General features: G+C 61.5%; 18 protein-coding genes. 5 read left to right on the top strand and 13 right to left on the bottom strand.

Annotated elements, in window-relative coordinates; translation table 11 throughout:
- The first annotated feature begins 197 nt into the window (after window positions 1–197).
- Both HX821_RS25995 and HX821_RS26000 read left to right on the top strand, forming a co-directional pair.
- On the top strand, window positions 198–1,856 hold the full coding sequence (locus tag HX821_RS25995; RefSeq protein WP_003207803.1) for an MFS transporter: 1,659 nt from the start codon (window positions 198–200) through the stop codon (window positions 1,854–1,856).
- Complete coding sequence (locus HX821_RS26000) at window positions 1,853–2,998, top strand: HlyD family secretion protein (RefSeq protein WP_003207807.1); 1,146 nt, start codon at window positions 1,853–1,855, stop codon at window positions 2,996–2,998. The genes HX821_RS25995 and HX821_RS26000 overlap by 4 nt, the downstream gene beginning before the upstream one ends.
- A 123-nt stretch (window positions 2,999–3,121) precedes the next feature.
- Here the strand turns inward: HX821_RS26000 and HX821_RS26005 are convergent, their stop codons facing one another.
- The 10 genes from HX821_RS26005 to HX821_RS26050 all read right to left on the bottom strand — a co-directional run bounded on the left by HX821_RS26005 (window position 3,122) and on the right by HX821_RS26050 (window position 12,273).
- Entirely contained in the window at window positions 3,122–3,982 is an 861-nt protein-coding gene (locus HX821_RS26005; RefSeq protein ID WP_177036792.1) for an aldose 1-epimerase, read from the bottom strand.
- 213 nt (window positions 3,983–4,195) lie between these two features.
- A complete protein-coding gene (locus HX821_RS26010; protein ID WP_003207810.1) occupies window positions 4,196–5,476 on the bottom strand; it encodes a TRAP transporter large permease in 1,281 nt (426 codons plus the stop codon).
- Window positions 5,477–6,004, bottom strand: a complete 528-nt coding sequence (locus HX821_RS26015) for a TRAP transporter small permease (RefSeq protein WP_003207813.1) — start codon at window positions 6,002–6,004, stop codon at window positions 5,477–5,479.
- A gap of 67 nt (window positions 6,005–6,071) precedes the next feature.
- On the bottom strand, window positions 6,072–7,043 hold the full coding sequence (locus tag HX821_RS26020) for a TRAP transporter substrate-binding protein (protein ID WP_102369548.1): 972 nt from the start codon (window positions 7,041–7,043) through the stop codon (window positions 6,072–6,074).
- Window positions 7,044–7,094: 51 nt separating this feature from the next.
- Window positions 7,095–7,970, bottom strand: coding sequence for an SMP-30/gluconolactonase/LRE family protein (locus tag HX821_RS26025; protein WP_003207816.1), 876 nt, complete (start codon window positions 7,968–7,970; stop codon window positions 7,095–7,097).
- A gap of 30 nt (window positions 7,971–8,000) precedes the next feature.
- Window positions 8,001–8,822: an NAD(P)-dependent oxidoreductase gene (locus tag HX821_RS26030; protein WP_003207819.1), complete on the bottom strand. Its 822-nt coding sequence runs from the start codon at window positions 8,820–8,822 to the stop codon at window positions 8,001–8,003.
- Between the two features lie 340 nt (window positions 8,823–9,162).
- Window positions 9,163–10,431: an OprD family porin gene (locus HX821_RS26035; protein ID WP_102369547.1), complete on the bottom strand. Its 1,269-nt coding sequence runs from the start codon at window positions 10,429–10,431 to the stop codon at window positions 9,163–9,165.
- A gap of 148 nt (window positions 10,432–10,579) precedes the next feature.
- On the bottom strand, window positions 10,580–11,437 hold the full coding sequence (gene copD, locus HX821_RS26040) for a copper homeostasis membrane protein CopD (RefSeq protein WP_003207822.1): 858 nt from the start codon (window positions 11,435–11,437) through the stop codon (window positions 10,580–10,582).
- A gap of 3 nt (window positions 11,438–11,440) precedes the next feature.
- A complete protein-coding gene (gene copC / locus HX821_RS26045; protein WP_003207825.1) occupies window positions 11,441–11,806 on the bottom strand; it encodes a copper homeostasis periplasmic binding protein CopC in 366 nt (121 codons plus the stop codon).
- A gap of 23 nt (window positions 11,807–11,829) precedes the next feature.
- Entirely contained in the window at window positions 11,830–12,273 is a 444-nt protein-coding gene (locus HX821_RS26050) for a GNAT family N-acetyltransferase (RefSeq protein WP_087694483.1), read from the bottom strand.
- A 144-nt stretch (window positions 12,274–12,417) separates the two neighbouring features.
- Between HX821_RS26050 and HX821_RS26055 the strand changes: the two genes are divergently transcribed.
- A complete protein-coding gene (locus HX821_RS26055) occupies window positions 12,418–13,038 on the top strand; it encodes a TetR/AcrR family transcriptional regulator (protein WP_003207828.1) in 621 nt (206 codons plus the stop codon).
- 119 nt (window positions 13,039–13,157) lie between these two features.
- Here HX821_RS26055 and preA read toward each other — a convergent pair whose 3' ends face one another.
- The 3 genes from preA to hydA all read right to left on the bottom strand — a co-directional run bounded on the left by preA (window position 13,158) and on the right by hydA (window position 17,402).
- Window positions 13,158–14,432 carry an NAD-dependent dihydropyrimidine dehydrogenase subunit PreA gene (preA, locus tag HX821_RS26060; protein WP_003207829.1) on the bottom strand — a complete coding sequence of 425 codons (1,275 nt, stop codon included), beginning with the start codon at window positions 14,430–14,432 and terminating at the stop codon, window positions 13,158–13,160.
- Window positions 14,432–15,799, bottom strand: coding sequence for an NAD(P)-dependent oxidoreductase (locus HX821_RS26065; protein WP_003207831.1), 1,368 nt, complete (start codon window positions 15,797–15,799; stop codon window positions 14,432–14,434). The genes preA and HX821_RS26065 overlap by 1 nt, the downstream gene beginning before the upstream one ends.
- Window positions 15,800–15,962: 163 nt before the next feature.
- The gene (gene hydA, locus HX821_RS26070; protein WP_177036793.1) at window positions 15,963–17,402 is read right to left on the bottom strand and encodes a dihydropyrimidinase; all 1,440 of its coding nucleotides are present in this window, start codon (window positions 17,400–17,402) and stop codon (window positions 15,963–15,965) included.
- Window positions 17,403–18,003: 601 nt separating this feature from the next.
- Between hydA and HX821_RS26075 the strand changes: the two genes are divergently transcribed.
- Both HX821_RS26075 and HX821_RS26080 read left to right on the top strand, forming a co-directional pair.
- Complete coding sequence (locus tag HX821_RS26075; protein WP_102369544.1) at window positions 18,004–19,491, top strand: NCS1 family nucleobase:cation symporter-1; 1,488 nt, start codon at window positions 18,004–18,006, stop codon at window positions 19,489–19,491.
- Window positions 19,492–19,670: 179 nt separating this feature from the next.
- Window positions 19,671–20,954, top strand: a complete 1,284-nt coding sequence (locus HX821_RS26080) for a Zn-dependent hydrolase (RefSeq protein WP_177036795.1) — start codon at window positions 19,671–19,673, stop codon at window positions 20,952–20,954.
- Window positions 20,955–21,051: the final 97 nt, after the last annotated feature.

Raw genomic sequence — 21,051 nt, forward strand, 5'->3', positions numbered from 1 at the left:
GCGTTTTGCTTACTTTTGCGCTGTTAAGAAGTGAGCCGCTGTAAGAGCGGAACCATAAGCAGCCGTTACCGCAGCAACGGATATACACCCCAACCGCCCAAATCCCTCCCAGGATGGCAAGTTGAACTCCACTCAGGTTTACTACTCCCTGAGTAACCGTTCCACCGGCCCCAAACGCCGGTCATCAAGGCCACCGAATGGACAAATACACCCCCCACACCTGGCAGCCCCACGAGCGCCCGAGCCTGCCGGGCTCGCCGTCGACGCCGCTGCATTCCACCCGCAAGCGCTGGGCCTACGCCCTCGTTGGCGTACTCGTGGCAATCACCGGTGGCCTCGGCAACTCGCTGGTGATCGCCAACCTTGTGTACCTCCAGGGCGCCCTGGGGGCCACGACGGCCGAGATGGCCTGGCTCCCCGCCGCCTACGTCATGACCAACGTCTCCATGAACCTGCTGCTGGTAAAATTCCGCCAGCAATTCGGCCTGCGTGCGTTCACCGAAGTGTTCCTGGTGCTCTACGCCCTGGTCACCTTCGGCCACCTGTTCGTCAACGACCTCAGCTCGGCCATCGCCGTACGCGCGGCCCACGGCATGGTCGGCGCCGCCCTCAGTTCCCTGGGCCTGTACTACATGATCCAGGCCTTTCCCGCAAAGTGGCGGATGAAGGCCCTGGTGCTCGGCCTGGGCACCGCGCAATTGGCGTTGCCCCTGGCCCGACTGTTCTCCGAAGACCTGCTGCAAATCGCCGAATGGCGCGGCCTGTACCTGTTCGAACTGGGCATGGCCCTGACCTGCCTGGGCTGCGTATTCCTGCTCAAGTTGCCCCCGGGCGACCGCTTCAAGACCTTCGAAAAACTCGACTTCCTGACCTTCGCCATCCTCGCCACCGGCGTTGCCTTGCTCTGCGCGGTGCTGTCCCTGGGCCGTATCGACTGGTGGCTGGAAGCGCCGTGGATCGGTATCGCCTCGGCCTGCTCGCTGGTGCTGATCATGGCCGGCCTGGCCATCGAACATAACCGCTCCAACCCGTTGCTGATGACCCGTTGGCTGGGCAGCGGGGCGATGATTCGCCTGGCGTTGGCGGTGGTGCTGATTCGCATGGTGCTCTCGGAGCAGTCCACCGGCGCCGTGGGCTTCATGCAGATGCTGAACATGAGCAACGAGCAGATGCGCACGCTGTATTGGGTGATGCTGGCGGGGGCGATTGCCGGCCTGGCCGTGAGCGCGCTGACCATCAACCCCGCGCATTTGCTGATGCCGCTGATCATCTCCCTGGCCTTCATGGCCGTGGGCTCGGTGATGGACAGTTTCTCCAGCAACCTCACGCGCCCGCAAAACATGTACATCAGCCAGTTCCTGCTAGGCTTTGGCGGCACGTTCTTCCTCGGGCCGACCATGGTCCTGGGCACGAAGAACGTACTGACCAACCCCAGGAACCTGGTGAGTTTCTCGGTGCTGTTCGGGATCTGCCAGAACCTCGGCGGCCTGATTGGTGCGGCATTGCTCGGTACGTTCCAGATCGTGCGGGAGAAATTCCATTCCAGCATGATCGTCGAACACCTGACCCTGCTCGACCCGCGTGTGGCCGCACGGGTGGCCAGCGGCGGCTCGGCCTATGGCGGGGTGATCGCCGACCCCGAGCTGCGCAACCTCATGGGCATTCGCAGCCTGGCCACGGCCGCCACCCGCGAGGCGAATGTGATGGCCTACAACGATGTGTTCATGCTGATCGCGATCATCGCCATACTCACCATGATCTGGATCTTTATCCGCAGCCTCTGGCTGATGAGTACCACTAAAGCTGCCGCCAGTGCAGCGCCTCCCGTTCAACCCAGCGGCGCACTTTCTTCATGACCGAACCGACGACGACCACCACCAACGCCATCGCTTCCACGCCGGAAGGCACCGCGCCGCCGAGCATGCCGGCCACCGAACCGCGCTCCTTGCGGGTGCGCATCATCTCTTCCATGGGCTTTGCCGCGATTGCGATTATCGGCGTGCTGATCGTGCTCTACGCCTGGCAGTTGCCGCCCTTCAGCAGCGCCGTGGAAACCACCGAAAACGCCCTGGTGCGCGGCCAGGTGACGATCATCGGGCCGCAGCTCAGCGGCTACGTGTATGAAGTGCCGGTGACGGACTTCCAGTACGTCAAGGCCGGGGATTTGCTGGTGCGCCTCGATGACCGTATCTACAAGCAGCGCCTTGATCAGGCCCAGGCGCAACTGGCGGTGCAGCAGGCGTCCCTGGCCAATGTGGTGCAGCAACGCAACAGCGCCGAGGCGACCATCAAGCTGCGTCAGGCGGCCTTGATGGACAGCCAGGCCCAGGCCCGCAAAAGCACCGCGGATTTGCGCCGCAATGAGGAGTTGATCAGCGATGGGTCGGTGTCCAAACGCGAGCTGGACGTGACCCGCGCCGCCAATGCGCAAACCATTGCGGCCGTGGCCCAGGCCCAGGCCAATCTGGAAATCGCCCGGCAGGATTTGCAGACAGTGATCGTCAATCGCGGTTCGCTGGAGGCGGCGGTGGCCAGTGCCGATGCGGCAGTGGAGCTGGCGCGTATCGACCTGTCGAACACCCGGATCATCGCCCCGCGTGACGGGCAACTGGGCCAGATTGGCGTGCGCCTCGGGGCCTACGTCAACAGCGGCGCGCAGTTGATGGCGCTGGTGCCGAACCAGCTGTGGGTGATCGCCAACATGAAAGAAACCCAGATGGACAACGTGCAGGTTGGCCAGCCGGTGACCTTTACCGTGGATGCCCTGGACCACCGCAAGTTTCACGGCACGGTGCAGCGCATTTCCCCGGCGACCGGGTCGGAGTTCAGCCTGTTGCAGGCGGACAATGCTACCGGCAACTTCGTCAAGATCGCCCAGCGGGTGCCGGTGCGGATTACCGTGGATCCGGGGCAGGAGCAGAGTGAACGGCTGCGACCGGGGTTATCGGTGGTGGTGAGTATCGACACGGCGGGGCGCCTGAAAAACACCCCTCCCTAAGACACAATGGAGATCAAAAATGTGGGAGCGGGCTTGCTCGCGAATGCGGAGTGTCAGTCGCAGATGTGTTGACTGATCCACCGCATTCGCGAGCAAGCCCGCTCCCACATGGGTTTTGTGTTGTTAGAGGGTTTTGTATTGCAGGCTGAAACTGAGTTCTGCCGACTGGCCTTGTTCCAACAGCTTCAATCCCGGCCTACCCGGCAGGTGATGGGCATTCACTGGATGACTCACCGGCTCGAAGCAGAAAAAATCCAGCCCCGGCGGGCAATACAGCAGGTAATAGTCGCTGCCGGTGGCCTGGCATTCCAGGGTGTAACCCAGGTCTGGCTGCTGGATGACGCAGCGCCCATCCCACGGGCAAAAACCGTTGTCCACCAGTGTCTCGGGCAACGATTCTGGGTGTTGAAAATCCCACTCGGCGGGTACGGCAGCCAGCCCTGTCGGCAATTTCGCCGCATCACTCATCCATACCTGCGAAGCCTTTGCCTGCAATTGCGTGCCCGGCCTGCGGGGCAGATACGGATGCAATCCCAGCCCGTGCCACGTCGCCGTTTCCGCCAGGTGCGTGACGCGCAAGGTGATGCTCAACTTGCCGCCCTTCAACTGAACCCGCTGCTCGGCGCGATACGCAAAGGGTGTGCTGCTGTCCAGTTGCAACACCACTTCGTCTGACGTCTGGCTGACCACCTGCCACACCTGTTGCCAGGCACTGCCATGAATTGGCAGCGGGTCCAGCGGGCTGTTGGGCTCAAGTCCCAACCACCCTGATGGGTTATCAAAGCCACCTTCGGCAACCCGGTTCGACCAGGGCGCCAGCGGGAAGCACGCAAGCTTCCCCGGCAAGCCGCTGGCCAGCGCCTGTCGATCGGTGTGGCGTAGCAACGGCTGGCCGCTGCTGCGTACTGTCCAGTTGACGATACTCCCGCCCAACGCTGGCGCCAGCGTCAGGTGGGTCAGGTTGTCTTCGAGTTCAAGCATCATGAGTGTCAGCAGACCTATTGAATGATGAATGCTTGTGTGGCGAGGGAGCTTGCTCCCGATGGGCTGCGGAGCGGCCCCAAGAAAAGCGGGAGCGCTTCGCACTCCAGCGGGAGCAAGCTCCCTCGCCACAGAAAGCTCCCTCTCCACACCAAGCTCCCTTGCCACAGCAGCTCCCTCTCCACAATAGCTCCCTCGCTACACGCAGTGTGGGGCTTATAACACCAACCCCGGCAACCACAACGACAACGCCGGAATGTAGGTCACGGCCATCAGCACCAAAAACAGCACGCCATAAAACGGCAGCAACGCCTTCACGGTCTTCTCGATGCTGACTTTGCCCACCGCCGCCCCCACAAACAACACCGCACCCACCGGCGGGGTGATCAGGCCGATCCCCAGGTTCACCAGCATGATCATGCCGAAGTGCACCGGGTCGACGCCAATCCCCAGGATCACCGGCAGCAAAATCGGCGTGAGGATCAAAATCAGCGGCGCCATGTCCATCACCGTACCCAGCAACAGCAGCATGGCGTTGATGCACATCAGGATCACGTAGCGGTTGTCCGACAGGGTCAGGAACATCGTGGTGATCTTCGCCGGGATCTGCATCAGGGTCATGATGTAGCCGAAGCTGGCGGCGAACGCGATCAGGATCATCACGATGGAGATCGTGCGCACCGTGCGGTGCATCAGCTTGGGCAGCTCGCTCCATTTGTAGTCGCGGTAGATGAACATGGTCACGAAGAACGCCCACAACACCGCAATCGCCGCCGACTCGGTGGCGGTGAAGATGCCCGACAGAATCCCGCCAAGAATGATCACCATGGCCATCAGGCCCCACAGTGCATCGGCGCAGATTTTCAGTGCCTGTTTCAGGGGGATCACTTCGCCTTTGGGGTAGTTGCGCTTTTTCGCGAAGATCAGGCACAGCACCATCAGGCAGGCGCTCATCAGCAGGCCCGGGACCACGCCGGCCATGAACAGCGAGGCGATGGACACGGTGCCGCCCGCCGCCAGGGAGTAGAGCACCGAGTTGTGGCTGGGAGGCGTCAGCAAGGCTTGTACCGAGCCGCTCACGGTGACGGCGGTGGCGAATTCACGGGGATAGCCCTGGCGTTCCATTTCCGGAATCAGCACCGAACCGACAGACGCCGTATCGGCCACCGACGAGCCGGAGATCGCGCCAAAAAACGTCGAGGCCATGATGTTCACCAGGGACAGGCCGCCGCGCACAAAGCCCACCAGCACCCCGGCAAACGCCACCAGGCGCCGGGACATGCCGCCCTCGGCCATGATCGCCCCGGCCAGCACGAAGAACGGAATCGCCATCAGCGAAAACTTGTTCACCCCGCCGGCCACCTGAATCATCAGGGCCTGGAACGGAATGTCGATCCACCACGCGCCGATCAGCGCAGAAAGCCCCAGGGCGTAGGCCACCGGCATGCCAATCAGGATCAGGGCGATAAAGCTGCCCAACAGAATCAATGCGTCCATTCAGGCAGCCCCTTCACTTTCTTCAACCAGGTCGAAGCGCACGACCCGACGATTGCTCTGGTCACCCAGCAGGAGTTTTTCCAGCACAAAAACCAGGGTCAGCAAGCCACCGATCGGGATCGGCATATAGGTGATGCCCACCCGCAAGGTCGGCATGGCGCTCATGAACTGGTTCCAGGTCGACAGGCACAATTTGCTGCCCCAGATCGTCATGAACAGGCAGATGGTTGCCATCAGTAATTGTGAGACGATGCCGACGATTCGGCGTTGGCCGGGCGGCAGGCGGTCGGTGACCATGGCCACCGACATGTGTGCCCCGGCGCGGTAGCTGGCGGCGGCGCCGACAAAGGTGAACACCAGCATCAGCAGGATAGCGGTGGGCTCCGGCCAGCTGGAGCCGGTGCCGAGCACGTAGCGGGCGAAGATGCCCCAGGGAATGATCAGCGCGACGCCGAGAACGGCGAGGCCGGCGATCCAGATGCAGCTCATGTAAATGCGGTCGTTGATGCGCAGCAGTAAATTCTTCATGGCGTTCACCGTAACCGGGCGCGTCGATGCCGACCGCGCCGGGCCTTATCTATGAGAGGAAAAAGGGTTACTCGACGGCTTCGATGCGCTTGATCAGTTCGGCGTAAGGCGCGCCGTACTTGTCGCGGATCGAAGCGGTGGCCTCATAGAACGGTTTTTTGTCGATGTCGATGAACTCCACACCGGCGGCCTTGAGCTTGGCTTCACTGCTGGCAGACTTGGCGTCCCACAGCTCGCGCTCCTGGATCTGCGCGGCCTTGGCGGTGTTCTTCACCAGCACCTGTTGCTCGGGGGTGAGCTTGTTCCAGGTGATTTTCGACATCACGATGGGCTCGGGCAGAATCAGGTGGCCGGTCAGGCTGTAGAACTTGGCGTTCTGGTAGTGGTTGTGTTCCAGCAGGGTGGGCGGGTTGTTTTCCGCGCCGTCAATCACGCCGGTCTGCAGGGCGCTGAAGATCTCGCCGGTGTCCATGGCAATGCCGTTGCCGCCCATGGCGTTGATGGTTTCGATGAAGATCGGGTTGCCCTGCACGCGGATCTTCATGCCCTTGAGGTCTTCGATCTTGCGCACCGGTTTCTTGGTGTAGAGGTTGCGCGTGCCGCCGTCCATCCAGGCGAGCGCCACCAGGTTGAATTCGGAGTCGGTGATCTTGGCGAGGATTTCATCGCCGATCTCGCCGTCGATGACCTTGCGCATATGCACCTGGTCGCGGAACACGAACGGCATGTTGAACACGTTCACGTCCGGCACCACCGGGCCGACGATGCCGAGGCTGACCCGGGCCATCTGGATCGCGCCGACCTGGGCCTGTTCCACCACTTCCTTTTCCGAGCCCAGCACGCCGCCGGGGAACATCTTGAAGGTCAGGCCGCCGTTGCTTTCGGCCACCAGGGTTTTACCCAGCTGTTCTTCGGCGACGACGGTGGGGTAGCCGGCGGGGTGGATGTCGGCGAATTTGATTTCCAGCGCGTGGGCGGCACCGGCGAAGACGAAGGTGAAGGGGAGTGCGGCGAGGAGCAAAGTGCGTTTGAAGTCCATGGGGTGTCTCTCCAGTCTTGTTATTGTTTTATTCAAGGCACAGCGATGCAGCTAGAGGATGAAGGTGGGCTCCGGCAATCCGGTGACCCCGGGGTTGAGGGCAAACACGCCGCCGGCCAGCGACTGGGCACTGTGGTCGTCGCGGATCGAGGTGACGAACAGGGTGTCCAGGCGGCTGCCACCGAAGGCGCACATGGTGGGTTTTTTCACCGGCACGGCCAGTGAGCGGTCGAGACGGCCGTCGGGGGTAAAGCGGTGGACCAGCCCGGCATCGTTGGCGCAGATCCAGTAGCAACCTTCGGCATCCACGGCGGCTCCGTCGGGGCGGCCGAGGAACTGGTGCATATCCACAAACAGCCGCCGATTGGACGGCGTGCCGCTGTCGATGTCGTAGTCGAAGGCCCAGACCTGCTGGACCAACGGGTGCGAATCCGAGAGGTACATCGTGCGCCCGTCCGGGCTGAAGGCCAGGCCGTTGGGGGTGATGAAACCGTTGAGTGCGGTGTGAACCGCCCGGCCTGTTTCGTAGCGGTACAGTGCACCGTCGGCCGCATTCTCGGCCATGTTCAGCACCATGCTGCCGGCCCAGAACCGGCCCTGGCGATCACAGCGGCCATCGTTCAGGCGCATGTCCGGGCGGGCGTGCTCGACGCTGGCCAGGGGCGCAGTGTCGAGCCTGCCATCGTTGTGGGGCGTCAGCCGGAAAAACCCGGTTTGCATGCCCGCGACCCAATCGCCCGCTGAGGTGCGGGCGATGCAGGCAAGCATCTGCGGAGCTTTCCAGGCCTGCGCCTGGCCGCTGGTGGCGTTCCAGCGTTGCAGTTCGCCTGTGGGAATATCCACCCAGTACAGGGCGTTTTCCCCGGGTACCCACACCGGGCATTCACCCACGGCGTTGCGGGCGTCGACAATCAGTTCTGCTTGCATGGCCACTCATTCCCTTGGGTTGGTCTGTGGTCAGTCACCGAACGGGCCGGCGGCGCAAAACGCGCCCCCCTGGTACACCCGCGCCGGGTCGTCGGCAGCGGGCATCGGCTGGGCTTCCACCTGTTTGCGGAATACTTCGGAAGAGTCCCGCGGGGTGAAGCCCAGGTGCGCGGCGAAGCGGTTGTCCCACCACACATCGAGGTTATCCGACATGCCGTAGACCACGGTATGCCCGACATTCGGTGTGTACAGCGAGCGTTCGAGCAGTTGGGTGAGGTCGTCGAAGCTCAGCCAGGTGTGCATCATCCGGCGGTTCTGGGGTTCCGGGAACGAGGAGCCGATGCGGATGCTGACGGTCTCGATGCCATAGCGATCGAAGTAGAAACTGGCCATGTCCTCGCCGTAGGATTTGGACAGCCCGTAGTAACTGTCGGGGCGGCGCGGGGAGTGGGCGTCGAGGGCTTCGTCCTGCTTGTAGAAGCCGATCACGTGGTTGGAGCTGGCGAAGATGACGCGCTTGACCCCATGGCGGCGCGCCGCTTCATAGATGTGGAAGATCCCGCAGATGTTCGCGCCCAGCACTTCCTCGAACGAGCGTTCCACCGATACGCCGCCGAAATGCAGGATCGCATCGACGCCTTCCACCAGTTGGTGCACGGCTTGTTTGTCGGAAAGATCGCAAGGCAATACTTCTTCGCTGTCGTCAGCGGCCGGGGCCATGTCGGCGATATCCGACAGGCGCAGTACCTTGGCGTAAGGACGCAGGCGTTCGCGCAAGACTTTGCCCAGGCCACCGGCGGCACCGGTGAGCAGCAAGCGGTTGAACGGGGTAGGGGCGGTTGTGGTGGTCATGGTGATCCCGTTATTGTTGTAGGTTGTCGTATGACTGATCCGAAGTATCCTTAGGGTTTCCTACACTTGTCAACGCACTATTGGTCGAAGTTGATAGAGGCTCATCGCTGTCCTGTGGCGAGGGAGCTTGCTGTGGCAAGAGGGCTTACTGTGGCGAGGGAGCTTGCTGTGGCGAGGGAGCTTGCTCCCGCTGGAGTGCGAAGCGCTCCCAAGATTTTGGGGCCGCTGCGCAGCCCAGCGGGAGCAAGCTCCCTCGCCACAGCAATCTACCTCCCCACAGCAATCTCTCCCCACAGCAAGCTCCCCCGCCACAAAAGCCTTTCCGGTTGTTTGTAAACCGCTATAACAACGACAGCGGGTAACTGATGAATATCCGGTTTTCATCAAACTCGTTGGTACTGAAATCCCGGCGCATCGTTGCGTTGCGCCAGCGCACATTCAGGTCCCGCAGTGGACCGCTTTGTACCGTGTAGGCCAGCTCCGACTCACGGCCCCACTCCTTGCCATTGGTGATCGCCCCGGTGTGCACGTTATCGCCACTGATGTAGCGGTTCATCATGGTCAACCCGGGAATGCCCAGTACCACGAAGTTGAAGTCGTGCCGCACCTGCCAGGATTTTTCCTTGGCGTTGTCGTAGCTGGCGTTGTAGCTGTCGTTGGCCAGGGTGCCGCCGCTGGTGCCGTTGACCCGCATCCAGGCGCTGTCGCCGGTGAGTTTCTGCAGGCCGATATAGAAGCTGTTGCCTTTGTATTTGGCCGAGAGCAGGGCGAACGCGGTTTTGTTGTCGAGGTCGCCGGCCAGGGCCTTGCCGTCTTCCTTGCCGGTGAAGAACCCGAGGTTGGCGCCCAGGGTCCAGTCGCCCACGGGCTGGCTGTGGGTCAGGTTGAAATACTGTTGCTGGTAGATGTCACTGAGTTCGGCGTACCACACGCCAACCTGGGTGCGCTTGTCGTTGAAGGTGTATTCGCCGCCGCCGAAGTTGAAGCGGTCCGAGGTGAATGCGGCTTTGCCGTTGAGAAACATGTCATCCATGCTCGCGTCGTTGCGCGGGCTGTTGCCGCGGAACTGGCCGCCATACAAGGTCAGGCCGGCGATTTCCCTGGACGTTACCTGGCCGCCGCGGAACGTTTGCGGCAGTGAGCGGCCGTCATCCGAGCGCAGGATCGGCAGTACCGGCATCCATTCGCCGACTTTCAATTCGGTGTTCGACAGCTTGGTTTTCAGCGCCACGCCCAGGCGCCCGAAGTTATCGGCAGGGCGGCCATCGCTGCGGGTCGGCAGCAGTTGGGTGCCGGCGGTACCTTTGCCGCCGTCGAGTTTCTGCGAGTAAAGGCCCAGCACGTCCAGGCCGAAACCGACGGTGCCTTGGGTGAAGCCGGACCTGGCATCGAGAATGAAGTTTTGCGTCCACTCCTCGGCCTTGCCCTGGGGGTAGGCGGGGTTGGTGAAGTTGCGGTTGAAGTAGGCGTTGCGCAGGTTGAGCGTGGCGGTGGCGTCATCGATGAAGCCTTCTGCCGAGGCGGTGGCGGGGAGGGTAAAGGCCAGGCTGCTCAAACCGATGGCGGCAAAACGGGTGGTGCCGGAGAAATGGCGGACGTGTTGGCTCACAGTGACGCTCCCTTGTCTTTTTGTTGTTTTTATTTTTTGTTATACGTTGTCGTACAACATTGAGGGCGATATTTGCGAGGTTTCAGGGGGATGTCAATCGAAAGTTATACGATGACTCCCTGCGTGAAGGGAGTCAGGGGGGAAGGAGTTATCCCGCTGCAACCATGGGCGGCAAGGTGCCAAGCAGCGAAACGGCGGCTACCGCTGAAACACCTAGTAACCATTCAATCATCACGCTGGCCTTCAAGGCAGGCAGCCGCTGCTCACAGTTGTGAATCCGCAGGCGGTTCAGCAGCGCCAGGGCGAGCATGCCGAACACCAGCAGCACCTTGATCAACAGGATCAGGGCGAACCCTGTGAACAAGGGCGTCGGCCAGAACTGCCCGGTGAGCACCCGCACGTTGATCAATCCGGTCACCAGCAGCCCTGTCACCAGGCCATAACCGATGCCACTGAAGCGCTTGAGGATCGGTTCCAACGGATAGCGGGGCGATTGCCTGAGGATCAACACCAGCAGGAGCAGGCCGCCCAGCCAGGCACCGACACACACCAGGTGCACCACCTGATTGAGGATCAGCAACTGTCCGGCCATGCCATTGAGCATGGCGCCATGGCCCACCGGTGCCAGTGTCGCCAGCAGCAATGCACAGAGCGGCAGGCGCAACGCTTTCCACGGCGTCATCAGGCCCAGAACCAGCAGCACGTTCAGTAGCAAGTGCCAGGTCCAGACCTGGCCGAAGAAGGTTTTGCCCAGCACCAACTGCACGGTCGACCATTCCAGCGCGCCCAGCCCGACACCGGCCATGCTCGCGCTGATCAACAGCAGCCACGCCACCCCCGACACCAATGCCAGCCACGCCAACCCTTGGGTGATGCGCGACAGTTGGCGGTCCAGCACCGGTTGCGGTCCCGCGCCCAGCAGCCAGGGCCTGAACACACAGGCCCCGAACATCAACAGCACGACGATGAAATGCAGGAAACGGCACAGCACCAGCAGGGTGGCCATGGATTATTGGCCGACCTTGAAGCTGTATTCACCGTTGCTCTTGTGGGTATCCACCGAGACCGCGTTCCACACCACTTTGTAGGTGCCGGCGGCCAAGGGTGCGGCCGGTGTCACCACCAATACTTTCTTGTCGGCGTCCGGGGTTTCCAGGCCCTTGATCGCGACTTCGGTGCCGTCCTTGCTCAGGGATACCTTGGTGAAGGTCGCTTCAACGCCTTCGCTGAACGTCAGGCGCAGGTCCTTGGGCGCGGCGACGCTGCTGTCGGCGGCAGGCTCCGAGCTTTTCAGGTGGGCGTGGGCAAACGCGGCCGAGGCGCCCAGCAGGGAAGCGAGCAGGGCAACGGTGGTGAGGGTCTTCTTGATCAACATTGTTCAATACCTTCAGGTGAGAGTCAGTCGTTCGGTAGTGCCATGTGCAACAAGGGGAAGGGCTTGCCTTCGCCATCGACGGGCGAGCGGCCGGTCTGGATAAAACCATAGTGCAGGTAGAAACCCACGGCCTGTGGATTCTGCTCGTTCACGTCGACCCGCAGGGTGTCGTGGCGGGCGCGGACGAAGTCCAGCAACTGGCGACCGATGCCCTGGCCGCGTCGGTTCGGGTCGATAAACAGCATCTCGACATTATTGCCGCCGGTGCCGACGAAGCCGCCAATGCCTTGGGCATCTTCGTACACCCACACTTCAAGTGCGGGCATCGGCAGGTAGCAGTCGCGTACCAGGGGCAGCAGGCGCTGGATGTCGTCTTCGCTGAGAAAGTCATGGGTGGCGCGCACCGAGCGTTCCCACAGTGCACCCAGCACCGGGTCGTCACACGCGCTTCGCTGTCGAATAGTCATGGGGGATGATCCTTCGAGGGGATGGCGATGCTAACCAATCCGCTATCGACGGGGAAGGTTCTTGTACGAAGTTTCACAGTGGCGTGTCGCCGCGATCTAGAGCGGATGGTAGTCTTGAAGCCATGTTGTTGTCAGGGAGCCCTTATGGGCAATCACAAGATCGGTATTCGTCGGGTCAACGTCGAAAAGATTCTGCTGGCGGCTGAAAAGGTCTTCGCCGAGAAGGGCTATGGCAGCACCGCCATGGCCGACATCGCTGAAGAAGTGCAACTGCCGCGCTCCAACCTGCATTACTACTTCAGTACCAAGAGCGAGCTGTACAGCGCGGTGTTGTTCGACCTGCTGGAGGTGTGGAAGCAGGACGCCTTGTGCTTCGAGATGTTCGACGACCCGCGGGTGGTGCTCAGTAGCTACATCCGCGCCAAGATGCAACATTCCCGCAGCCGGCCTTATGGTTCGAAAGTCTGGGCGAATGAAATCATCCACGGCGCGCCAACCCTGGGGGAGGCGCTGGATGTGAGCCTGTATGACTGGGCCAAGATGAAGGAAGCGAAGATTCGCCAGTGGGTGGAGGACAAGCGGATTTTGCCGGTGGAGCCGTCGAGCCTGCTGTATATGATCTGGGCGTCGACCCAGCACTATGCCGACTTTGATCATCAGGTGAAGATCCTGAATGACCATCAGCCGTTGTCGGACATGCAGTTTGAGCGGGCGGTGCAGACGGTGACGAGTGTGATCCTGCGGGGGATTGGGTTGGAGCCCTAGATCGTTCCCACGCTCCGCGTGGGAATGCCGCCCTGGACGCTCTGCGTCCGTTCTTAAGGTCGTGACGCGGAGCGTCAACGGATGCATTCCCACGCGGAGCGTGGGAACGATCATTCAGGCTACACCGCCTCGCGGTAGGGGTTCCTCGGATCCTGCGTCCAGTTCAAAAACGGCTTCCCGGTATCCACCGGCACCATCTCGATACAGTCCGCCACCGGGCAGGTGATCTGGCACAGGTTGCACCCCACGCACTCATCATCGATCACCTCGTATTTATGTGTCCCATCCGCCTGCTTCAAGCTGGCAATCGCCTGGTGCGACGTATCTTCACAGGCAATATGGCAACGCCCACAGCCAATACATGCCGCCTGGTCAATTTTGGCGATCACCTGGTAATTGATATCCAGGTACTTCCAATCCGTCGTATTGCCCACCGCCCGCCCGGAAAATTCCTGCAGGCTGCTGTAACCCTGGCTGTCCATCCACCGCGACAGCCCGTCCTTCATTTCTTCGACAATCCGAAACCCATGCAGCATCGCCGCCGTGCACACCTGCACCGCGCCGCAGCCCAGCGCGACGAATTCCGCTGCATCGCGCCAGTTGCCAATCCCGCCAATCCCGCAGATCGGCAAGCCTTGTGTCTGTGGGTCCCGGGCAATCTCCGCCACCATGTTCAGTGCGATGGGTTTCACCGCCGAGCCGCAGTAACCCCCGTGAGTGCTTTGGGTGCCGACCATCGGCAGGGCGACCATGCGCTCCAGGTCGACACTGGTGATGGAGTTGATGGTGTTGATCAGCGACACCGCATCCGCGCCCCCGCGATACGCTGCCCGCGCCGCCACGCGTATGTCGGTGATGTTCGGCGTGAGCTTGACGATCACCGGCAGCGAGCAATAGGTCTTGCACCAGCGCGTCACTTGTTCCACATACTCCGGCACCTGGCCCACCGCCGCGCCCATGCCGCGTTCCGGCATGCCGTGGGGGCAGCCGAAGTTCAGCTCGATGCCGTCACAGCCGGTGGCTTCCACCAGTGGCAGGATGTGCTTCCACGACTCCTCAACACACGGCACCATCAATGACACGATCAGCGCGCGGTCCGGCCAGTCCTTTTTCACCTGGGTGATTTCCCGCAGGTTGATCTCCAGGGAGCGGTCGGTAATCAGCTCTATATTGTTGATGCCGAGCACTTCACGGTTGGCGCCGAAGTGCGCCGAGTAGCGCGATGAGACGTTGACCGCTGCCGGGTCTTCGCCGAGGGTTTTCCAGACCACGCCGCCCCAGCCTGCTTCAAAGGCGCGGACCACGTTGTAGGCCTTGTCGGTAGGCGGTGCAGAGGCCAGCCAGAACGGATTGGGGGCTTTGATACCGGCGAATACAATCGAGAGATCGGCCATTACGCAGCCTCCACATTCAGCATGAGTTGGGCGTGCATGGCTTCAGCGGCCAGCTTGCCGTGTTGCACGGCCTGGACGGTGAGGTCCTGGCCGAGGCTGACGCAATCGCCGCCGGCGTACACACCGGGGATGCTGGTGCGCAGCTGTTCGTTGACGAAGATCCGATCGCCCTGGCGTTGCAGTTGGTGGGCCAGCGGGTCGTGCAGCGCCTCGTCGTCGAAGCCTTGGCCGATGGCCTTGAAGATCGCGTCGGCGGCCAGTTCGAAGGTCTCGCCGGTGGCTTGCAGGCGGCCATCGACCATGCGGGTGCGGGCGAAACGCATGCCGCGCACATGGCCCTGGTCGTCGAGCAACACTTCTTCGGGCTGGGCCCAGGTCAGCAGGCGTACCTGGTTGGCCTTGGCGATGTCCTGCTCATGGCCGGTGGCGCCCATTTCAGCCAGGCCACGGCGATACACCAGGTTGACGTCACGGGCACCGAGGCGGGCCATTTGCACCGCCATGTCGATGGCCGTGTTGCCGGCGCCGAGCACGATGCAACGGTCGGCCAGGGGCAGTTGACTGAGGTCGTCGGCCTGGCGCAGTTCACGGATGTAGTCGGTGGCGGCGAGCAGGCCGGGGGCGTCTTCGTGTGGCAGGCCGAGCTGTTTGCTGGCAGCCAGGCCAAGGCCGAGGAACACTGCATCGAACTGCTGGTGCAGTTCGCTCAAGGTCAGGTTGTCGCCCAGGCGCTGGCCGTGACGGATCTCGATGCCGCCAATTTGCAGGAGGAAATCCAGTTCCTTTTGCGCGAAGTCATCCACCAGCTTGTACTTGGCGATCCCGTATTCATTCAGGCCGCCGGCTTTTTCCCGGGCTTCGAAAATCACCACGTCATGGCCGTGCAAGGCGCTGCGATGGGCGCAGGACAACCCCGCAGGCCCGGCGCCGACCACCGCGATGCGCTTGCCGGTGGGCGCGGCGCGCTGGAACGGGTGTTCGCTGAAGTGCGCGTTGTCCACCGCGTAACGCTGCAACAGGCCGATCAGCACCGGGGCGCATTCCTCGGCATTGTTGCGCACGCAGGCTTGCTGGCAGAGGATTTCCGTCGGGCAGACCCGGGCGCAACTGCCGCCGAGGATATTCGCCGAGAGAATCTTCTGTGCGGCGCCCTGGACGTTCTCCGTGTGGATATTGCGGATGAACGACGGGATATCGATCTCGCTGGGGCACGCGTTGACGCACGGTGCGTCGTAGCAGTAGAGGCAGCGCGAGGCTTCCAGTTGGGCTTGCCGGGCATTGAGCGGCGGCGCCAGGTCGGTGAAATGCGCGGCGAGGGCCGCCGCATCTTCATGGGGGTGGGGAAGATGGTTCAGGGTCTGGATCACGGTATTGGCCTCACGGTTTTTGAGGTGCTGCCTCTGGTGGGCAGTGGTTTTTTTGTTGCCTGTACCGGCCTCTTCGCGAGCAAGCCCGCTCCCACATTCGACTGCATTTATCCTGTTGGAATGGGGGCGAATGTGGGAGCGGGCTTGCTCGCGAATGGCGGCCTCAGCGTTTCACAGCAACCGGCCTGGAACGCTCCGCCCGCTTGCTCAACTGCTCAAACACCGGCGGATACGTCGGCCGTTCGATATACCGACCCGCACCCCGTTCGGCGCGCAAATCCCCATCCGCCCAGACCAGCTTGCCCTGGCTGATGGTATGGCTCGGCACGCCGCGCACGGTCTTGCCTTCGAAGATGTTGAAGTCGACTTTCTGGTGGTGAGTCTTCGCGGAAATGGTCCGTGTGCCTTGCGGGTCCCACAGCACCAGGTCAGCATCGGCCCCCACGCGGATCGCTCCTTTGCGTGGATACAGGTTGAAGATCTTCGCGGTGTTGGTAGACGTCAGCGCAACGAATTCCTGCATCGACAAGCGCCCAGTGTTCACGCCCTCATCCCACAACACCGCCATGCGGTCTTCGATACCGGCAGTGCCATTGGGAATCTTGCTGAAGTCATCCCGCCCGGCGGCTTTTTGCTCGGCGCAGAAGCAGCAATGGTCGGTGGCGGTGGTGTGCAGGTTGCCCGATTGCAAGCCATGCCACAGTGCCTCCTGATGCCCGCGCGGGCGGAAGGGCGGGCTCATCACATAGCCGGCGGCGGTCTGCCAGTCGGGGTGTTGATACACGCTGTCGTCCAGCAGCAGATGCCCGGCCAATACTTCGCCGTACACCGGCTGGCCCTTGCTGCGGGCGTAGGTGATTTCATCCAGCGCTTCCTTGGTGGACACGTGCACCAGGTACAGCGGCGTGCCGATGGTTTCGGCAATCCTGATCGCCCGGCTGGCGGCTTCACCTTCCACCTGCGAAGGCCGCGACAACGGATGCGCTTCAGGCCCGGTAATGCCCTGGGCCATCAGCTTGCGTTGCAGGTGATACACCAGCTCGCCGTTTTCGGCATGCACCGTCGGTACCGCACCCAGTTCCAGGCAGCGTTCGAAGCTCGCCACCAAGGTGTCGTCGGCGGCCATGATTGCGTTCTTGTACGCCATGAAATGCTTGAAGCTGTTGATGCCGTGTTGGCTCACCAGCTCGGCCATTTCCTCGCGGACCTGCTCGCTCCACCAGGTAATGGCGACGTGAAAGCCGTAGTCGGACGCCGACTTCTCGGCCCAGCCGCGCCACTGATGGAAGGCTTCCAGCAGGGATTGCTGCGGGTTGGGAATCACGAAGTCGATGATCGACGTGGTGCCGCCCGCCAACCCGGCGGCCGTGCCACTGAAAAAATCTTCACTGGCCACGGTGCCCATGAAGGGCAACTGCATATGGGTATGGGGGTCGATGCCGCCGGGCATCAGGTATTGACCGCTGCCGTCGAGTATCTCGGTGCCGGCGGGAATATCCAGATCAGTGCCAATGGCGCGGATTAGACCGTCTGCGCATAAAACATCGGCTCGGTAACTTTCATCATGGGTAATAACGGTAGCGCCACGGATCAACAGCGACATGTCGAGTTCCTCACAGGCTTGACCGGCTTGTGCCAGTTCTAAGTGTTGTCATGCATCGCGCCGCTGGAAAATTAATTCCTGTCAGCGGTGACAGGAATAGAAACTAGCCCGAGTTTTTCGAATGAGCAAGAATATTTTTTATAAGCTTATATCTTTATTAAGTAATTGAATTTTAACGATAAAAAAACAAAATCACCAAAATGTAGCGGCCTCTCACCATTTTGACGCACTTGACAGGTTCCCAATATGAGCAACATTTCCTATTGCAAATCAGACGCTTGAGACATGCCTCTTGACGGGGCCGGTAAATAAAAATAATTGTGTTGCACCAGATTGAGTCCTGAGGGTTCGGACAACTTCTGCGTTATTTGGCCTGAGTAACGCTGAAAGTAACGAGGGGCTCTTCGGTCGAGACAATAAAGCTGATAAACATCAGCAAGTTATACAAGCGGTGCGGGCAGGTTGACGGTTTACGGCACGGTTATTGAGTGCGATGGCGGTTGGCCGGGTCCCGGATGTCATGTTGTCAACGAGGTACTCCGGCCATCCCGTGCACGTCACGGGGTGAGCAAAAATAATTCGAAAAAACCGTGGAGCGGCCATGCAACAGAACAGATCGCAAGTCATTGAGCGCAACGGCCTGTACGAACTCGACGCCGGCCCCGACGTCCTCGACAGCCCCCGCTACAACCACGACATGGCACCGACCAAGGTGCGCGAACGCACCTGGAACAAGTGGCATATCACCGCGCTGTGGATCGGCATGTCGGTGTGTGTGCCGACCTACACCCTGGGCGGCGTGCTCACCGCGTACTTCGGGTTGTCGGTGGGCGAGGCGCTGATGGCGATCCTGCTGGCCAATATCGTGGTGTTGATCCCACTGACCCTCAACGCCTTCCCCGGCACCAAGTACGGCATCCCGTTCCCGGTGTTGCTGCGCTCGTCCTTCGGTGTGCTTGGCTCCAACGTGCCGTGCCTGATTCGCGCCCTGGTGGCGTGCGGCTGGTTCGGCATCCAGACGATGTTTGGCGGCTTGGCGATTCACCTGTTCCTGGGCTCGGTTTTCGAGGGTTGGAAGTCCCTTGGTGGCACCGGTGAAGTGATCGGCTTCATGATCTTCTGGACCCTGAACCTGTGGGTGGTATTGCGTGGCGCCGAGTCGATCAAATGGCTGGAAACCCTGTCGGCACCGCTGCTGGTGGCGGTGGGTATCGGGCTGCTGGTGTGGGCGCTGCCGAATGTGTCGCTGACCGAGCTGATGGCCATCCCGCCCAAACGTCCCGAAGGCGCCAGCCTCACCGGCTACTTCATGGCGGGCCTGACGGCGATGGTGGGTTTCTGGGCCACCTTGTCGTTGAACATTCCCGACTTCAGCCGCTACGCCAAAAGCCAGAAAGACCAGATCCTCGGGCAGATTTTCGGCCTGCCGCTGACCATGTTCCTGTTCGCCGCCCTCGGCGTAATCATGACCGCCGCCTCGGTGAAACTGGTGGGCGTCAGCGTCTCCGATCCGGTGACCCTGATCGGCCATATCCAGAGCCCGGTGTGGGTAGCCGTGGCCATGGCGCTGATCATCATCGCCACCTTGTCCACCAACACCGCGGCGAACATCGTCTCGCCCACCAACGACTTCCAGAACATCGCCCCCAAGCTGATCAACCGCACCACGGCGGTGGTGCTCACCGGCCTGGTGGGCCTGGCGTTGATGGCCCATGAGCTGCTGAAAAAGCTCGGGCTGATCATCTCCGACGTGAGCCTGGAAACCGTCTATTCCAACTGGTTGCTGGGTTACTCAAGCCTCTTGGGGCCGATCGCCGGGATCATGGTGGTGGACTATTTCATCATCAAGAAACAGCAACTGGACCTCGCCGGTTTGTATCGCGATGACGTGTACCCGGCGTGGAACTGGCATGGCTTCCTGGCGTTTGGCGTGCCGGTGGTGTTGACGTTGCTGTCCCTGGGCAGCGATGCGTTCAGCTGGTTCTACAGCTATGGCTGGTTCACCGGCTCGGCGCTCGGTGGCCTGTTGTATTACGCCCTCTGCATGAAACGCGGGGCTCGTGTGGTCGCCGTGAAAACACCGCTTTAATCGATGTGGAATGCAATCAAATGTGGGAGCGGGCTTGCTCGCGAATACGGTGTGCCAGTCGCCAGATGTGTTAGCTGAATCACCGCCTTCGCGAGCAAGCCCGCTCCCACATTTTTGATCGCAGTCCTCCAGTGAGAGTCTGGTCAAATTCATAAGAACTACTGCCTGAGGAGATCCCCATGAACGCTGCCATAGACGTTCTGCAATCCACCCATCAGCACATCAACCGCGATCGTCTGTGGCTGTCCCTGATGGAACTCGCCAAGCTCGGCGCCACCCCCAAGGGCGGCGTCTGCCGCCTGGCCCTGACCGACCTCGATCGCCAGGCCCGCGACCTGTTTGTGAAGTGGTGCGAGGAAGCGGGCTGTACCGTGACCATCGATGGCGTCGGTAATATCTTCGCCCGCCGGCCCGGGCGCAATCCCCAGTTGCCGCCGGTGATGACCGGCAGCCATATCGACACCCAGCCCACCGGCGGCAAGTTTGATGGCTGTTTTGGTGTGCTGGCAGGCGTTGAGGTGTTGCGCACCCTCAATGACCTGAAGGTGGAAACCGAAGCGCCGCTGGAAGTGGTGGTGTGGACCAACGAAGAAGGCTCGCGCTTTCCTCCCTGCATGATGGGCTCCGGGGTGTTTGCCGAGAAATTCACCCTGGTCGACACGCTGGCCAAGACGGATGCCGATGGCGTGACCGTGGGCGATGCGCTGAATGCCATTGGGTATGCCGGATCACGCCCGGTGAGCGGGCACAAGGTGGGCGCATATTTCGAAGCACATATCGAGCAAGGTCCGATTCTTGAGGATGAAAAGAAAATCATCGGTGTGGTGCTGGGCGCCCTTGGCCAGAAATGGTTCGACCTGAAACTGCGGGGTGTCGAGGCGCATGCGGGGCCGACCCCGATGCACCTGCGCAAGGATGCCCTGGTCGGTGCCGCGGCCGTGGTGGCTGCAGTTAACGCGGCGGCGTTGGGTCATCAGCCTCACGCCTGCGGCACCGTCGGTTGCCTGCAGGCGTATCCGGGCTCACGCAACGTCATTCCTGGCGAAGTGCGCATGACCCTGGACTTCCGCCATCTGGAACCGGCGCGGCTGGATTCGATGATTGCCCAGGTGCGCAAGGTGATCGACGAGACCTGCGCCAAGCACGGCCTCACATTCGAGATGACACCCACCGCTGACTTCCCGCCGCTGTACTTCGACAAAGGCTGCGTGGATGCCGTGCGTGATGCGGCCAATGGGTTGGGGTTGTCCAACATGGATATCGTGAGCGGGGCAGGGCACGACGCGATCTTCGTCGCGGAACTGGGGCCGGCGGGAATGATCTTTGTGCCGTGTGAAGGTGGCATCAGCCATAACGAAATCGAGAACGCGGCGCCGGATGATTTGGCGGCGGGGTGTGCGGTGTTGCTGAGGGCGATGGTGGCAGCTTCGGTGGCAATCGCCAGCGGTAAGTTGGCTGCCTGAGTACGTCCAGTCACTGCGATAAAATGTGGGAGCGGGCTTGCTCGCGAAGGCGGTGTGTCAGCCAGCATATCCGGTGCTGACCCACCGCCTTCGCGAG

The organism is Pseudomonas sp. B6001, assembly GCF_013386015.1.
In the GTDB taxonomy this organism is placed as follows: domain Bacteria; phylum Pseudomonadota; class Gammaproteobacteria; order Pseudomonadales; family Pseudomonadaceae; genus Aquipseudomonas.

What these genes read in the sequence shown, in the direction of transcription:
- copC (WP_003207825.1), bottom strand. Translation starts at nt 11,806, where the DNA reads ATGTTGATCAAGAAGACCCTCACCACCGTTGCCCTGCTCGCTTCCCTG.
- HX821_RS26050 (WP_087694483.1), bottom strand. Translation starts at nt 12,273, where the DNA reads ATGACTATTCGACAGCGAAGCGCGTGTGACGACCCGGTGCTGGGTGCA.
- HX821_RS26080 (WP_177036795.1), top strand. Translation starts at nt 19,671, where the DNA reads ATGAACGCTGCCATAGACGTTCTGCAATCCACCCATCAGCACATCAAC.
- HX821_RS26015 (WP_003207813.1), bottom strand. Translation starts at nt 6,004, where the DNA reads ATGAAGAATTTACTGCTGCGCATCAACGACCGCATTTACATGAGCTGC.
- HX821_RS26020 (WP_102369548.1), bottom strand. Translation starts at nt 7,043, where the DNA reads ATGGACTTCAAACGCACTTTGCTCCTCGCCGCACTCCCCTTCACCTTC.
- preA (WP_003207829.1), bottom strand. Translation starts at nt 14,432, where the DNA reads ATGGCCGATCTCTCGATTGTATTCGCCGGTATCAAAGCCCCCAATCCG.
- HX821_RS26025 (WP_003207816.1), bottom strand. Translation starts at nt 7,970, where the DNA reads ATGCAAGCAGAACTGATTGTCGACGCCCGCAACGCCGTGGGTGAATGC.
- HX821_RS26030 (WP_003207819.1), bottom strand. Translation starts at nt 8,822, where the DNA reads ATGACCACCACAACCGCCCCTACCCCGTTCAACCGCTTGCTGCTCACC.
- HX821_RS26055 (WP_003207828.1), top strand. Translation starts at nt 12,418, where the DNA reads ATGGGCAATCACAAGATCGGTATTCGTCGGGTCAACGTCGAAAAGATT.
- HX821_RS26010 (WP_003207810.1), bottom strand. Translation starts at nt 5,476, where the DNA reads ATGGACGCATTGATTCTGTTGGGCAGCTTTATCGCCCTGATCCTGATT.
- HX821_RS26000 (WP_003207807.1), top strand. Translation starts at nt 1,853, where the DNA reads ATGACCGAACCGACGACGACCACCACCAACGCCATCGCTTCCACGCCG.
- HX821_RS25995 (WP_003207803.1), top strand. Translation starts at nt 198, where the DNA reads ATGGACAAATACACCCCCCACACCTGGCAGCCCCACGAGCGCCCGAGC.
- HX821_RS26005 (WP_177036792.1), bottom strand. Translation starts at nt 3,982, where the DNA reads ATGATGCTTGAACTCGAAGACAACCTGACCCACCTGACGCTGGCGCCA.
- HX821_RS26075 (WP_102369544.1), top strand. Translation starts at nt 18,004, where the DNA reads ATGCAACAGAACAGATCGCAAGTCATTGAGCGCAACGGCCTGTACGAA.
- copD (WP_003207822.1), bottom strand. Translation starts at nt 11,437, where the DNA reads ATGGCCACCCTGCTGGTGCTGTGCCGTTTCCTGCATTTCATCGTCGTG.
- hydA (WP_177036793.1), bottom strand. Translation starts at nt 17,402, where the DNA reads ATGTCGCTGTTGATCCGTGGCGCTACCGTTATTACCCATGATGAAAGT.